The 14,850-nt window shown below is 42.1% G+C and carries 17 protein-coding genes; 16 read left to right on the forward strand and 1 reads right to left on the reverse strand.

What is annotated here, in order from left to right; translation table 11 throughout:
• The first annotated feature begins 5 nt into the window (after positions 1-5).
• From M3593_RS09995 to M3593_RS10005, 3 genes are all read left to right on the forward strand, one after another.
• Positions 6-917, forward strand: a complete 912-nt coding sequence (locus M3593_RS09995; RefSeq protein ID WP_144475904.1) for an ABC transporter ATP-binding protein — start codon at positions 6-8, stop codon at positions 915-917.
• Positions 910-1,890, forward strand: coding sequence for an ABC transporter permease (locus tag M3593_RS10000; protein ID WP_251541693.1), 981 nt, complete (start codon positions 910-912; stop codon positions 1,888-1,890). The genes M3593_RS09995 and M3593_RS10000 overlap by 8 nt, the downstream gene beginning before the upstream one ends.
• Before the next feature lie 387 nt (positions 1,891-2,277).
• Positions 2,278-2,454, forward strand: coding sequence for a hypothetical protein (locus M3593_RS10005; RefSeq protein ID WP_251541691.1), 177 nt, complete (start codon positions 2,278-2,280; stop codon positions 2,452-2,454).
• Positions 2,455-2,496: 42 nt separating this feature from the next.
• Here the strand turns inward: M3593_RS10005 and M3593_RS10010 are convergent, their stop codons facing one another.
• Positions 2,497-3,909 (reverse strand): LysM peptidoglycan-binding domain-containing protein, encoded by a 1,413-nt coding sequence (locus M3593_RS10010; RefSeq protein WP_251541689.1) that lies wholly within the window; start codon positions 3,907-3,909, stop codon positions 2,497-2,499.
• Between the two features lie 163 nt (positions 3,910-4,072).
• Here M3593_RS10010 and M3593_RS10015 point away from each other — a divergent pair, with 163 nt between their 5' ends.
• From M3593_RS10015 to M3593_RS10075, 13 genes are all read left to right on the forward strand, one after another.
• On the forward strand, positions 4,073-4,441 hold the full coding sequence (locus M3593_RS10015) for a hypothetical protein (RefSeq protein ID WP_251541687.1): 369 nt from the start codon (positions 4,073-4,075) through the stop codon (positions 4,439-4,441).
• A gap of 105 nt (positions 4,442-4,546) precedes the next feature.
• Positions 4,547-4,885: a YolD-like family protein gene (locus M3593_RS10020; protein ID WP_251541685.1), complete on the forward strand. Its 339-nt coding sequence runs from the start codon at positions 4,547-4,549 to the stop codon at positions 4,883-4,885.
• Positions 4,886-5,216: 331 nt separating this feature from the next.
• Positions 5,217-5,891, forward strand: a complete 675-nt coding sequence (rpiA, locus tag M3593_RS10025) for a ribose-5-phosphate isomerase RpiA (protein ID WP_251541683.1) — start codon at positions 5,217-5,219, stop codon at positions 5,889-5,891.
• Positions 5,892-6,025: 134 nt separating this feature from the next.
• On the forward strand, positions 6,026-6,535 hold the full coding sequence (locus tag M3593_RS10030) for a cysteine hydrolase family protein (protein WP_251541681.1): 510 nt from the start codon (positions 6,026-6,028) through the stop codon (positions 6,533-6,535).
• A gap of 94 nt (positions 6,536-6,629) precedes the next feature.
• Positions 6,630-6,917 (forward strand): hypothetical protein, encoded by a 288-nt coding sequence (locus M3593_RS10035; RefSeq protein ID WP_251541680.1) that lies wholly within the window; start codon positions 6,630-6,632, stop codon positions 6,915-6,917.
• A gap of 186 nt (positions 6,918-7,103) precedes the next feature.
• Positions 7,104-7,985 carry a DMT family transporter gene (locus tag M3593_RS10040; RefSeq protein WP_251542318.1) on the forward strand — a complete coding sequence of 294 codons (882 nt, stop codon included), beginning with the start codon at positions 7,104-7,106 and terminating at the stop codon, positions 7,983-7,985.
• 157 nt (positions 7,986-8,142) lie between these two features.
• Positions 8,143-9,381, forward strand: coding sequence for a glycine zipper 2TM domain-containing protein (locus M3593_RS10045; protein ID WP_251541678.1), 1,239 nt, complete (start codon positions 8,143-8,145; stop codon positions 9,379-9,381).
• Between the two features lie 9 nt (positions 9,382-9,390).
• The gene (locus tag M3593_RS10050) at positions 9,391-10,173 is read left to right on the forward strand and encodes a hypothetical protein (RefSeq protein ID WP_144475895.1); all 783 of its coding nucleotides are present in this window, start codon (positions 9,391-9,393) and stop codon (positions 10,171-10,173) included.
• Positions 10,163-10,681: a DUF5381 family protein gene (locus M3593_RS10055; RefSeq protein WP_144475894.1), complete on the forward strand. Its 519-nt coding sequence runs from the start codon at positions 10,163-10,165 to the stop codon at positions 10,679-10,681. Before M3593_RS10050 ends, M3593_RS10055 begins: the two co-directional genes overlap by 11 nt.
• Positions 10,682-10,758: 77 nt before the next feature.
• Entirely contained in the window at positions 10,759-11,259 is a 501-nt protein-coding gene (locus M3593_RS10060; protein WP_144475893.1) for a DUF5381 family protein, read from the forward strand.
• Positions 11,260-11,928: 669 nt separating this feature from the next.
• Entirely contained in the window at positions 11,929-12,597 is a 669-nt protein-coding gene (locus M3593_RS10065; RefSeq protein ID WP_251541676.1) for a sigma-70 family RNA polymerase sigma factor, read from the forward strand.
• Positions 12,598-12,617: 20 nt separating this feature from the next.
• Positions 12,618-13,199: an ATP-dependent Clp endopeptidase proteolytic subunit ClpP gene (clpP, locus tag M3593_RS10070; protein ID WP_251541675.1), complete on the forward strand. Its 582-nt coding sequence runs from the start codon at positions 12,618-12,620 to the stop codon at positions 13,197-13,199.
• A 281-nt stretch (positions 13,200-13,480) separates the two neighbouring features.
• Entirely contained in the window at positions 13,481-14,752 is a 1,272-nt protein-coding gene (locus M3593_RS10075; protein ID WP_251542316.1) for a YjiH family protein, read from the forward strand.
• The last annotated feature ends 98 nt before the right edge of the window (positions 14,753-14,850 follow it).

Raw genomic sequence — 14,850 nt, forward strand, 5'->3', positions numbered from 1 at the left:
GAAGGATGAGTGAGATTACGCTGTCTGTAAAAGGGCTGAGAAAAACAATCGGCAAAAAAGAGATCATCAAAGGAATCGACTTTGATTTGAAAAGAGGGGAAGTCTTTGGGTTCCTTGGGCCCAACGGAGCGGGCAAAACGACGACCATCCGCATGCTTGTCGGTTTGATCAAACCAAGTGCCGGAACAATTGAAATTGGCGGTTATAATGTCAGGAAGAATTTCACAAAAGCAATGGCGCAGATGGGCTGTATCGTGGAAAATCCCGAACTCTATTCCTATTTGACAGGCTGGGAGAATCTTGAGCATTTTGCGAGGATGCTGCCAGATGTTGACCGTGCCTATATGGATTATGTTGTCGAACTAGTTCGTCTTGAAGAGAGGATTCATGACCCTGTTAAAACATATTCCCTCGGGATGCGGCAGCGCCTTGGAATTGCCCAGGCCTTGCTTGGCAAGCCGAAGGTGTTAATCCTTGATGAGCCGACAAATGGCCTTGATCCGATGGGCATAAGGGAAATGCGGAATTTTATCCGTTATCTCGCTGAGGAAGAAGGGTTGACTGTTCTTGTATCAAGCCATCTGTTAAGTGAAATCCAGCTGATGTGTGACCGTGTCGCCATTATTTCGAGGGGTTCGGTGATTAAAGTCGATTATGTAGAAAACCTTTTGGCTTTGCAGGAAAAAATTATCTGGCAGGCAGAACCCCGGGAGACTGCTAAAGAGATTTTAAGTGGTGTTACAGATGTACTGGACGGCCCGGATGGGGCTATTATCACCCCTTATCTTGAAACTCAATCGGCAAAATGGAATCAGATGTTAGTGGAAAGAGGGGTTCAAGTAAACGAAATGAACAGGAAATTGCCTGCGCTTGAAGACCTTTTCCTTGAGTTGACTGGAGGTGAATCGATTGATTAGCCTCGTCAGGAATGAAATGCTTAAAATCGTCCGCAAAAAGAGAATCCTGATAGTCGCTGGAATCATCGCGGTTCTTGTGGCGCTTTTCACCTATTCCCAATACAGGGAAATTGAAAGGCGGCTTGAACGTTTCGGGGATGTGGATTGGCGGACGACCTTGCAGCAGCAAATCATTGATACGCAAAACAGGATCACGAGCAGCGGGATTTCAGACGAGTGGAAAAGCGAGCTGCTGCTGCGGATCCAGCAGCAACAATATTATCTCGATAAAAATGTGAACCCGATGGAGCCTGGTGCACCAAGCTTCGCGAGGATGTTCGCCGAGCATTCGATCAACCTGTTCCTTCCATTGATGATCATGGTTGTCGCGGCAGATATCGTATCATCTGAGCGGACAGCAGGCACGGTAAAGCTGTTGCTGACACGGCCGGTGAAGCGCTGGAAGATCCTGATGAGCAAATACATCGCATTGATTCTATCCGTCTCAATCATCGTTGTCCTGTTTGGAGTGCTCTCATATTTGATATCCGGGCTAATATTTGGTTATCAAGGATGGTCAGCCTCTGTGATCACCGGGTTCAGTGTTGAAGGGAATGAACTGAACACGAATGCAGTCCAGATGATTCCCCAGTGGCAGTATCTACTGATGGAATTCAGCCTTGTGTGGTTTGTGGCGCTGATTGTCGGCACGATCACCTTCATGCTATCCGTTCTGATCAGGAACACACCAGCCGGAATGGGTGTCATGCTCGCAGCACTTATATCCGGTGCCATCCTTAGCAATATGGTCTCCTCATGGGAATCGGCAAAATACCTATTCATGATCAATTTGAATCTGACAGGCTACCTGTCCGGACAGGCACCGCCAATCGAAGGAATGTCGCTGGGCTTTTCACTTGTAGTGCTGGCTGTTTGGGGATTAGCGGCCTTGATTGTTTCATTTGGGGTCTTTATTAGGCAGGATATATATTAAAATTCTAAAACCCTGGCCGGAACTGGTCAGGGTTTTAACAATTGGAGATTGTTTTGGCTTTGATTAAGAGATATTTAACGGTTAGAGAGAAAATATGAACGGTTGTAGCAGTTTTTTTAACGGTTGGACAGCATTTTTCGACAGTTGGAGTGATTTTATCGACGGTTGAAAGGTATTTTAGAAGCAGAAAGAGGTTTCCGACCTACATCAATTTTGAATATAATTTGAAACTTTCTTGCTAAAAAATCGTATTAAAACCCAGGTGACTTAGTTAAAATGAAATACCAATCAAAGGAGATGACAGAGATCTAAAGCATTTATACAGTATCAGGGTAAAATAATTTGTAATGAGTGCAATGATAAGTAAAATCACAGGAGGAACCTGGTATGTTTGCAGAAAAACGGTCGGAAAAGAGAAGGAAAAAGAAGCGGAACGGCAGTTATACTTTTGTGGATTTTGTTTTTGATGTGCTTTTTTATATTCCGGAGTTGATCCTTCTTCCATTCCGGCTGGTATTCTATTTGTTCAGGTTCCTTGCGAGATCCATATTTGATGGCATTTAAAAAATCCTGCGATTCCAAAATCGCAGGATTCTGCTGTATTTTTTATAGCTTCCTCACCCTAAAGTTGTTCTGCAGCACAGGCCAATTCTGCGGAAAAGAAGGCCCTAGTACCCAGTAGCTCACACCTCGCAGTCCGTATTCTTTTACCGTATCGTATCTCGCCTGTACGCTTCTTGCGTCTTCGTACCATACTTCATGCTGCTGTCCGTTTGTGTCTGTATAGCGGAAGAAGGGGGATTGATACTGTTCGTTGAACTGTATGTTCACTCCCTGCTGTGCGGCAAGTTCAACTGCTCCTTTTGGACTCAGTGTCTTCGCGTAAGTTCCCTGCTCCCACGGAATGTTCCAGTCCCTGCCATACAAAGGCACACCCATCAGGATTTTTTTACGCGGAATGGCTGTGACTGCATAATCCAAGACTTTCTTCACTTCGTTTATCGGCGCAATTGCCCATGGCCTGCCTCCAGACCAGCCCCATTCATACGTCATGATGATGACAAAATCAACAATTTGTCCATGTGCATTATAATCGTGGGCTTCATACAGCAACCCTTGCTGGTCGGCTCTTTGTTTCGGAGCCAGGGCAGTGGAGACGGTAAAACCGGCGGGATGCATGCGGGCAACAGCCTTTCGCAGAAAATCATTGTAGTTTTGCCGGTCCTCGGGATACACGTACTCGAAATCAATATTCAGTCCTGAATAGCCCTTTTCTCTCATTTCTGCAAGGACATTGGTCAAAATAGTATCCTGAACAGCTGGGTTGCGCAGGATGGCAGCCGCCCGGTCTGAATTGAAAGCCCCATCCGCTTCATTTGTGATTGTCAGCAGAGGGGAAGTGTTGGTCCTTTTTGCAGCCTGAAGAACTCTTGCATCCTGCAGTTCAATCAATTCACCGCTTTCACTCACCTTATAGGAAAAAGGCGATAGATAGGTAAAAAGGGAGCCATATTTTAAGATAGTTAGACTTCCTGCTTCACTCATCCTGGTTATATAGGCATTAACCTCGATTACTGGTTTTGCAGGTGCGGGAATTCTCAGAACATACCCTGTATAAATAAGAGAGGGATTCGAAATATTATTAGCCTCTGAAATCTGGTTGACCGTCACTCCATATCGCTGTGCAATTGCCCAGAGGGTCTCCCCAGCCTGAATCCTGTGTGAAAAATAAGGCATTTTAAGCAACTGGCCAACAAACACCAATGATGGATCCGTTATATTATTGTAGCTTGCGAGTTCCTGGAGAGTAACCCCGTAACGGGAGGCGATGGACCATAAGCTGTCACCCTGCTGGACGACATATTCCCGGTTATTCTCGGGTATCACAAGCGATTGCCCGACTACTAATACATTAGGATTATCAAGTTCATTTGCTGAAACGATTTGGTTGATTGTTGTTTGGTATCCCTGTGCAATTCTCCATAGACTGTCCCCAGGTTTAATGACATGTATATTCACAGTAAATCACCTCCCAATTATTTGTACCTTTTATCAAGATATGCCGAGAAAAGATGTCCTATCTTTAAAAAGGTGATTTCTGAAAATTAAGAAAAAGGGTATGCAATTATAGAAATTAGTATATAATAGTTAGAAAACTAGAAAGAAAAAAGGGGAAAATGGTATGGTAACGTATGGTACTTTTTTACGTTTAGTAGAAGAGGCGGAGAAGTTGAACTGCAGGGTGATTTATGATTCTAAGAAAAAAATCAATTTTAATCCTAACATGTCCATAACAATTCCATTGTCGACCACGCTTGAAAATATTTATGCTTTTGCCCATGAAGTCGGCCATTTAATTGACTTTGTAAATGGAGAGTTGGATTATGAAAAATGGCTGAATGACTGGTCCTACCGGATAACGGCAGAGATGAGTGCCTGGGTTCATGCCTATAAAATACTAAAGAATTTGAACGTACCGCTTGATGGGTGGAAGGATCATGTCGATTCAAAGCTCTCGACTTATTTTAAATATCATGAAGTGACTGCGTAGACTGGCTGAGGCTGGTCTTTTTTCATGGAAAAATAAAATTGGTATGGTTTACGAACGTTTGTTCGGGATATAATGAAGATAAGTTATCCCGAAAGGATGGTCAGCATGAGAATACGAGACAGAGGAAAGCTGAAATTTATGCCGGCACATTTTATGCCGGAACATCGTGCCTTGTTGAGAGAACTCGCCCGGGATGAATTGCGGCAGCCTCGTCCGCTGCTCGACGAATACGAAATCCAGGAACTGGAGAACCAGATTTGCTGCGCGATGGAATATACATACCCAGTCATCATCACAAAATGGTGGGACGGATTTACATATGAAGAAACAGGGCATATCCATTACCTCGATCCCATCCGGAAGCGGGTTCGGTTGGTCACTGAAGATGGCATTGCTATTTCCATCGATTTTGCTGATATTGTCAAGGTAATAATCAAGGAGTAAAGACGTTATACAACACCTTACACAACATAAAGGAAAAAAAGGTCTTTTTATCGAATTATCTTGAGTGTGTCTTGGGAGGAGAAAAGGAAGAATATTGAAATCACAGGCCAATTACTCAAGAAAATATCCGTGAATACCCGAGGTGTTAGAGAATGTTGGGGCCATCTAATTTTACAAAAAAGTTGTTTTTTTAAATCATATGAAATGCTAAAAGATGACATTTAATGGATTATTTCGTGAAAATGGTTAAACGCTAAAAAGAGATTCCATATTCACCGCCATAGCGAGTATTTCTTAATTAAAGGGTAAAATGAACGAGAGGTGATAACAAATGAATGAAAAGCGGATGGTTGGCGAGAAGGCGGTTGAGTATATCAAAGATGGAATGGTGGTTGGTCTGGGGACTGGCTCCACCGTTTATTATACAATCAGAAAACTGGGTGAATTAGTAAGAGGCGGGCTGAAAATCAAAGGAGTCCCGACATCCGAACAGACAGCAGCGCTTGCGAAGGAAGAAGGAATTCCCCTGGTCGATTTGAAAAAGGTCGATGCACTTGATATTGCCATTGACGGGGCAGACCAGGTGGATTCCAATTTGAACTTGATCAAAGGCGGAGGAGGGGCATTACTAAGGGAAAAAATCATCGCAAATGCTGCTTCCAGCTTTATTGTGATTGCCGATTCCACCAAATTGGCGCACAAGCTGGGGACTTTTCCGCTGCCAGTGGAGGTTGTCCAATTTGGAGTTGAAATGACTGCCAGGAATATCAAAAGCCTGGGGTGTGTGCCGAAATTGAGAGAAAAAGAAGTTCAACCGTTTATAACGGATAATGGCAATTACATACTGGACTGTGACTTTAAGCGAATCGAATCCCCCGCTGAACTTGAGGTGCAGTTGAACATGATTCCGGGGGTGGTTGAAAATGGACTGTTTGTCAATTCTGCATCCAGGTTAATTACGATTGAGAATGGTGAACTGAGTGAAAAAGAACCAGCAGAAAGATAGATGAAGTAGCAAGAAAGTACCAACAGCTAGAGTCAATGCAAGGGAGTATTTGATTCCTATTTTATCACTCTGGCTGGAACTGAAGCGCTCAATAAGTTAGAGAAGATGCTTTTATAAGGGGAGAAAATGAGGCCATGAAAAGGAAAGCCCTGTTAGTAATAGATGTCCAAAATGAAATGTTTCAGGAAGGGAACGTAGTATTTAATGGGGAAGGGTTGCTAAAAGGAATGAAAACACTGATAGAACGGACACGTGCGCAGGAGATGCCAATTATCTACATCCAACACAACGACCTTTCCTTGGTGCATGGTACTTATTTGTGGGAAGTCCATTCTGAAATAGCACCTCATGAGGGTGACATCATTGTCCAAAAAAACACTCCAGATTCATTTGTCAACACTACTCTAGAACAGGAATTAAAAGCAAAGAACATTCAACATTTGGTGTTAGCAGGAATCCAAACAGAAGTTTGCGTCGATACGACCTGCCGGAGTGCATTCAGCAAGGGATATAAAGTAACCTTAGTGTCTGATTTGCATAGCACCTGGCCGACCACAGAATTATCAGCACAGCAGATTATAAACCATCACAATGGAGTGCTGCGCTGGTTTGCCGATGTAAAGAAAAGCGAGGAAATTTTATGAGATGAAAGCCCTCAAAAAACGCTAAAAACAATCTATGTAATAAGAATGAATAGACTGGAAAAGATATTCATTAAAAAGAAGGTTGGTACATTACATGGAGGCTTTTCCAATCATTCACACGAACTTTTGGGATGCAGTTATCGCAGTCCCAGTTGTCATTTTTGCGACACAGATACTAAAAATATTGCTGCATCCCCGTAAGGCCTGCGTTCCTGGAATTGCAAATTTGATTGGTTTAATTATTTCTATTTTCATTGCCCACCCACATAACCTCTGGGCAGGTGTTTTCATGGGCTTTTTCTATGGAAATGCAGCGGTGGGAGTTTATTCTTCTTTGAAAGTGCAAATTTTAGCATATAGGGATGTTCAAGAAAATAGCTAAAATGTTTCTCGGACTGTAGGCAACCTCGAAGTGTTTTGGGGTTGATTACAGTCCTTTTTTTATGATTAAGTGAGCCAGGCTCCATGAAAGCCGATTAACTTTCGGTTTCGCAATGGAAGGAATTCGATCCCCGGAGAAAGAATATAGTAGGAATTGTTAGGAGGGATTGATTTGCCTGAAACCAGGATACATCCATATTTATTTGTTGTGCTAGTGGTTGCGACTACCTTTCTGATGGGTTCTTCTTTTACAGTCGGGAAAATCGGTTTGACATATGTTTCCCCATTATTATTGGTTGGATTGAGGTTCACGATTGCCGGATTATTGATGGCTGTGATCGTCAGGAAAAATCCGTTGCCTTCAAAACTTGCTGACTGGGGAAGGATATTTGTCATTGGCTTGATGCAAACAGCAGGGGTCATGGGCTGTATCTTCCTTAGCTTACGGACAATTACGGCAGGAGAATCCTCCATCTTAACCTTTACCAATCCATTGATGGTTGTGATCATGGGGACCATTTTCCTGGGAATCAGATACAGGCTTATTCAGTGGCTGGGGGCCATTGTCGGCTTTCTAGGAGTATTTATTACTTTGGGATTCCATTTGCAACTCACCACCGGAACACTTCTAGGTCTAGGCGCGGCGGTATCATGGTCGATTGGCACCATCCTGATCAAACAATGGGGAAGCCGTTTCAATGTTTGGGTGTTGACCGCATACCAGATGTTATTTGGTGGAAGTATCCTTTTGTTGATGGGGCTTACAATGGAAACACCAAGGCTGGCGCTCAACCCCATTTCCATTACGATTATCTTATGGTTGGCCATCATGGCGTCAATCGTTCAGTTTGCAATCTGGTTTTACCTAATAAATCAGGGTGATCCTGGAAAAACAAGTGCCTTCCTGTTCCTTGCCCCTTTCTTCGGTGTGCTTTCAGGCTGGGTGCTGTTGAATGAAGTCGTGCAATGGTATGTCTATGCCGGAGGGGCCCTGATTTTCATTGGAATTTTCCTGGTTAATTGGACATTCGCACCGAAAACGAGTTTAACTGCTGAAAAATGCGGGTAAAAAGACCTTGATTATAAATTGGTTAAATAATCCTTTAAACCTATATTTAGGTAATAATATTTAATTAATAAACATTCTCATCTATAATGAAAAGTATGGAAAACTTCACCAACCCATTGGTGTTGTTTGTAAATTTTAAAACAGGAAGTGAAGGTCCTTGTCTTCAAAAATTGTATTTAACATTAATACTGTAAATAATTCCGTTTCAGGCTTGAGTCATACAATCGGCCGACTTGAAAGCATTCAGAATAAGGTTGCCGGGGTAAGAAGCAGTGTTGATCCACGGATACTCGGACGCAATGGAATCAGCGGTCAATTTCGGCGTGTTTCGGCTTCCTCTGACCGAATTGAAATGCATATGAAGCAATTGAAATCCTTTACCACTCAATCCGCCGACCGTTATGGGAATTCGGAAAACCGCGTGAATCGTCAGGCGGATGCTGTCAATAAGGCGATTGAAGCGGCAAGGAAACAGATTGATGGACACTTTGCCAGTAATTTATATGAAACGTACAATAATACCTATGGCAGATGGGTGGATTTTCTGCATGGTGCACAATATGCTGCAGGGGCAGGACTCATGCACTTGCTTGGATTCAGGTTCTCAGATATTGATGGAGTACTCCGCAAGTTCCAGGTAGTCGATGACGTTTTACTGGGTAAGATGCGGTTGCCTATGGCTAGCATGATTCACAGAATTGAAAGCTCTAAAATGAATATGCTTGCACGGTTGATGGTCAGCCCTACAAGAGCTTTTGGCAAAAAAACACTGTCTGAATTAATCTACAAGCGAACAGCTAATTATTTCCCAAAGGACATTGTTGGCCTCAGTAACAGCGTTTCGAAACTTATTGCTGAAGGTAAAACCGGTACGATGCTCAATGCAGTTAAAAATAATGCAGGAAGTGTATTGAAAAACGGGCTGAGGTTAGGAAAGTCAAATGCCGCACTGGCCGTACTGATAACAGCCGGAGCCGAAACAATTGGCGCAGGGATAAAAATTACCGAGAACTATAACCTTTATAGCGGAGAGAAGTTGAAAGAAGAAAACGCGAAGGTGGTAGGCAGTGCAGTTTATAAAACTACGGTTGTATCTGCGACCTCTGTTGCCGGGGCTGTTATAGGCGGAACTCTCCTAAGTGTAGCTGGACCTATAGGAACAGTTGCTGGTGCTGCAATCGGCGGTTTTGTTGGTAGCTGGGTTGGCGACAAGATTGCAAATAAAACACCTGCATGGGTCGATAAAACTGCCCTGCACTTTAAAGATGGGATTCATAAAGGAACAGAGGCTATTGCTTCCGGTGTAAGTAAGGTGAAGGATGGATTTAATGATGTAAAAGAACATGCTTCAAGCCTATTGAGCGGGGCAAAGTCAATCCTTGGGTTTGGAGGCTAGGAGGGAAACATGAATAAAATTTCACTTTCTATCGAAGAATTAATTTACTGTTTTTACAATGAAGGATATTTTGAACATGGGAATGCATTGAAGCAGGTTTATTTCGGAGATCTGGACGATGAAAAAATGGATCTTCTGCTTCAAATTACAACACGTTCACTTTTGTCTAAAAGTCTTTTGGTATATGAAAATCACAAATTCATGTTAGTGGAAGAGCTTTCTGAGGTCATCTCTATGTTAAATTACTCAGACCAATCAATCAAAGCTTCCCGTCATGGGGAAGACGGCGGGGAGGAGTCTGTATCATTCCATTTTAACGGGAAGACGGTCCTTCAGCATTCCCTGCTTTTCGATGAGCAGGTACATGTTTTTGAAAAAGTAACTGCAGGAAAAGCAGCAGATGTAATTTCTGCATTTTACCGCATAAGCGAAGATGGTAGTGGCAGCGGATTTGAATTAAGCCAGACAGAATTTGAACAGTTGCTTGACTCACTGGAGGGTAACCAAAAACATTTTGAACTTCCTGTGCTCCATGGGGAAAAACAGGAATTCTATGAAACTCTTAAATCAACTAATGGATTGTTAAATACTCTGTTATTCATGGAGTTTACGGAACAAAAGGAGCCAGTAGCAAAGAATGTCGTGTTATTTACAAATGACAGCAAGAATAACTGGATCATTGAAAAAAATGAGGATGTTTTTTATATGAATCAGTGCGAGCGCAGTAAAGTTGACCAATTAATTAAAGAAAATGTCATAGAGTCATTGAAAAAGGTGCAATATGGAAAATAAAATTGAAGAGAATAACATAAAAATTTACGACGATCGTGTCGAAGTAGTTTATACAAGCGGGGGAGTTGGCTGCATGCTAACTGGAGGAGGGATCATGTTTTTGGCGTCCCTCTTTATCTTATTTTACATAGTCCCTACTTCAGGGTTCGTCAGAGCATTTATTGGAGTTATCATTGGTGGATTTGGAGCGTTGTTTATCGGTATGGTGCTGTTTAAGGTTGTGGGAGCATTACTCACCGGGAAGGCAGTATACACAGTTCAGGATGGGTATTTTAAAGGGAAGAACAAAGCAGTTAAGATTGATGAAATCACAGATATGAAGTGGGCTGGCAGTTCATTGAAATATCTGGCAATCAAAACGACAAACAGAAAGACTGTAAAGTTATCTTCTTATAACCTCGTTCCAGAAGAAAAAGTGAACCAGGTGATTAATGATTATGTAATTCCAAATGCGACTCCAGAATTTAAAGAGAACTGGAATAAGCGTATGAGCAATAAAGGCGCATAAATTTTTAGAAGCTTGCAGGCTAAAGAGATTAGCTCTGTAAGCTTTTATTATATATGGTTGTGAAAGGTGAACTTAAAATGGAAGAACATAATATAAAAGTAACAGAAAATAAGGTGGAAGTCGTTTATACAGCTCCTGGAGCCGGCTGTATGATTACCTCTGCACTATTTGGGACATTATTATCAGCATTTGTTCTTTTCGTAGTCGCTCCTGATTCAGGAATCGTAAGGGGCTTTTTAGTCGGCATCATCGGAATCATTGGGTTAATCTTTTCTGGTTCCATTTTGTTAAAACTCATTAGTGTGATTCTATCTGGGAGGACTATATTCACTATTGAATCGGGAATCTTAAAAGGAAGAAGAAAAAGTATTCCCATTAATGAGATCGGTGATATTAAGTGGGGAGGAAGTTCATTGAAATATCTTGTTATAAAGACAATAAACAATCAAACAATAAAGTTATCGACCTACAATCTTGTATCGGAGGAAAAAGTGAATCAAGTGATAGAGGATTTTGTTATACCTGATGCCTCACCTGAATTTAAGGTGAACTGGGAAAAGCGAATGAACAATAATTGAACCATATGAGAGTAGTTAAGTTTAGTTAACGAACTATAGACATTTAGTATTAGTCAGTATTTTGACAGGTTTAGTGCAAGACGAGGGAAAGCTGTCAAGAAAAGCCCGTAATCTTGACAGGTAAGAAGCAAAATGAAGGAAAGCTGTCAAAAAAAGCCTGTAATCTTGACAGGTTAGGAGCAAAATGAAGGAAAGCTGTCAAAAAAAGCCCGTAATCTTGACAGGTTAGGAACAAAACGAATGAAAGCTGTCAAGAAAAGCCCGTAATCTTGACAGGTTAGGAGCAAAACGAGGCAAAGCTGTCAAGAAAAGGCCGTAATCTTGACAGGTTAGGAGCAAAATGAAGGAAAGCTGTCAAAAAAAGCCCGTAATCTTGACAGGTTAGGAGCAAAACGAGGCAAAGCTGTCAAGAAAAGCCCGTAATCTTGACAGGTTAGGAGCAAAACGAGGGAAAGCTGTCAAAAAAAGCCAGTGATCTTGACAGGATTAGATCAAAACGATGGATAGCTGTCAAAAATAAGTCATACGTTAATTTTTACATTAGTTTCAATGTAACACAGTGAGTAATATATATAATGATACCGTTTACTAAAAAAATATTTTAAAGGCCGTATCTTTTATCCCCCTCAATCCGTTAAAGGTGCAGAGAGGTTCAAAGGAGTGAACAGAATGTCGATCGACAAGCTCAGGAATGTAAATAATGAAGAGGAATCGGGTGTCATGAGCCATTATCAAAGCCTGCAGCGATATTGCCGGTTTTTAACCCAGAGCAGCTGGGATGGTGATGATCTTTTGCAGGAAGTGACCATGAAGGCAATCCGTCATTATGAGCCATCCCAGATCAGCAGAGCCTTACTGAAAAAAATGGCTTATCACCAGTGGGTGGATACAATCAGGAAGCACAGCCGTGAAGTAACGGGGATTCCGGAAAATCTAGAATCGAGCACTCAAGGGAATGTGATCGATACTGTTGAGACGCTTTTGTCCAAATTGACGCCGAAGCAGGCGGTGATTTTGGTTTTGAAGGAAGCATTTCGTTTTCAGTCACATGAAATTGCCGAGCTGATGGGATCTAGTGAAATGGCTGTTAAAGCTTCGCTTCATCGGGCAAGAAAGAGGCTTGATAAGGATAGCAGACTGCGAGAGCTGGGGCAGGATTTGAGCGATGATGAAGAAAACCTGCTATCAGACTTACTTTGCGAATCGCTGCAATCCGAGGACCCGTCAGTTTTGTTGGAAAACATTCAGGAGATTCCGTCTCTTGCAGCATCCGTTCCGGAAATGTCATTGCATTCATGTTCTCGTTCACCTCTCTCTATTTTCAAAATGGCTGCATAAGCAGAAAAGGGAGGAACAATGTGAGTACGATTCCTTATGTCATAGAGCAATCTAATCGTGGCGAGCGTTCATACGATATTTATTCCAGATTGTTGAAAGACCGCATCATCATGATTGGTGATGAGATCAACGACCATGTGGCCAACAGTGTCATAGCCCAGCTATTATTTCTTGAAGCAGATAATCCGGACAAAGATATTTCTATCTACATCAACAGTCCCGGGGGTTCAACAACTGCAGGGTTCGCGATTTTTGATACGATGGAGTATATCAAACCAGATATCAGCACCATCTGTATCGGGATGGCAGCATCGTTTGGCGCAATGCTTTTGCTTGCCGGCACAAAAGGAAAAAGATTTGCACTGCCAAATAGCGAAATTATGATTCATCAGCCGCTAGGCGGGGCAAGAGGGCAGGCTACCGAAATAGAAATTTCCGCTAAAAGAATCCTAAAGCTTCGTGACCATGTGAATAAACTCATATCAGAACGCACTGGCCAGCCAGTGGGAAAAATCGAAAAGGACACTGACCGCGACTATTTCATGAGTGCACAGGAAGCCTTGGAGTACGGAATTATTGATAAGATTATTACACGGACATAGCGATGTAAGGGCTGCTCTGGCAGTCCTTTTTTGTGTGAACATAAGGAATATTAGAGATTGTCGACTGAATTTAAAACAAAAAATAGAATCCTTTCACTATATTTTCATTCAAGTTTGAATAAATATTAAAAGAACACTTTTCCTTAGGTAACTAGAAGAGCAAAATCATGCTCCTCTCTTACGAATAATCTGAATAATCAAATAAAGGAGGAAGTTGTGTGCAGAACACGCCTGAAGTAAAGGCTGGCAAACAGCCGGAACTACCATTATCAAACCAGAGTATGATTAAGTTCTTTCTGTTTAGTGCGATTGGCATATTCATGTTTTTTGTTCCAATTGCTGTGGGCGGGAAATCGTCGATCCCGCTTGACCACTTAGTGACCTGGATTAATACCACTTTTTCTGCAGCAGTTCCGTATTACGCATTTATTGTAATTTTATTTGGTGCCATCTATCCTTTTTACAGAAAAACTTGGAATAAGAATTCGACGACTATAATTTTTTCGTTTCTGAAAGTAATTGGAGTTATAGTAGCATTAATGATGTTGACAGATGTTGGGCCAGCATGGCTATTTGAACCTGGCATGGGACCTTTCTTATATGAAAAGCTGGTTATTCCGGTAGGAGTACTGGTTCCGATTGGTTCCGTTTTTTTGGCATTGCTTGTCGGCTATGGCCTCCTTGAATTTTTTGGTGTTCTTCTGCAGCCAATCATGCGGCCAGTCTGGAAGACCCCTGGGAGAGCAGCGATTGATGCAGTTGCATCCTTTGTTGGAAGCTATTCAATCGGACTGCTCATTACTAACCGGGTGTTCAAGGAAGGCAAGTATACGATCAAAGAAGCAACCATTATTGCGACCGGCTTTTCTACCGTATCTGCCACGTTCATGATTGTAGTCGCAAAAACGCTGGGATTAATGGAAGTATGGAATACGTATTTTTGGACGACACTTTTCGTTACATTTATTGTAACCGCTATCACAGTCAGGTTGCGTCCATTAAGGACGATGAGTGACGAATACTATGAGGGAAAAGGTGTTCCAGAGGAACCAGTGACGGAGAAGCGTCTCAAAACAGCATGGGAAGAAGCTATGATCGCAGCGAACAAAGCACCCTCCCTGGGGAAAAATATTCTGGATAACTTGCGCGATGGAATGATCATGACAATGGGTATTTTGCCGTCCATTCTATCTGTAGGTCTGTTGGGTCTTGTTTTAGCAGAGTTTACTCCTGTATTCGATTTGATTGGCTATATTTTCTACCCATTCACATTGATACTCCAGATTCCTGAACCCATGCTGGCAGCCAAGGCATCTGCAATTGAAATCGCCGAAATGTTCCTGCCTGCCATGCTTGTAACGGAAGCGCCAATGGTAACCAAGTTTGTTATTGGCGTAGTTTCAGTTTCAGCCATAGTCTTTTTCTCTGCACTGATTCCAAGCATAATGTCTACAGAAATTCCAATCAGCCTGAGAAAATTGGTCGTCATTTGGATTCAGAGAACAATCCTTACACTTATCATTGTAGCGCCGATCGCACACCTTTTATTCTAAAATGGAACTTATTCTGTGAGCTGCAATGCAGCTCATTTTTCATTTTTTTCTAGAACTGATAAAGTGAAACTGCTATAATCGATTTTATATTTAAAAAA

Source organism: Mesobacillus sp. MER 48 (assembly GCF_023714225.1).
Classification (GTDB): Bacteria; Bacillota; Bacilli; order Bacillales; family Cytobacillaceae; genus Mesobacillus; species Mesobacillus oceanisediminis_A.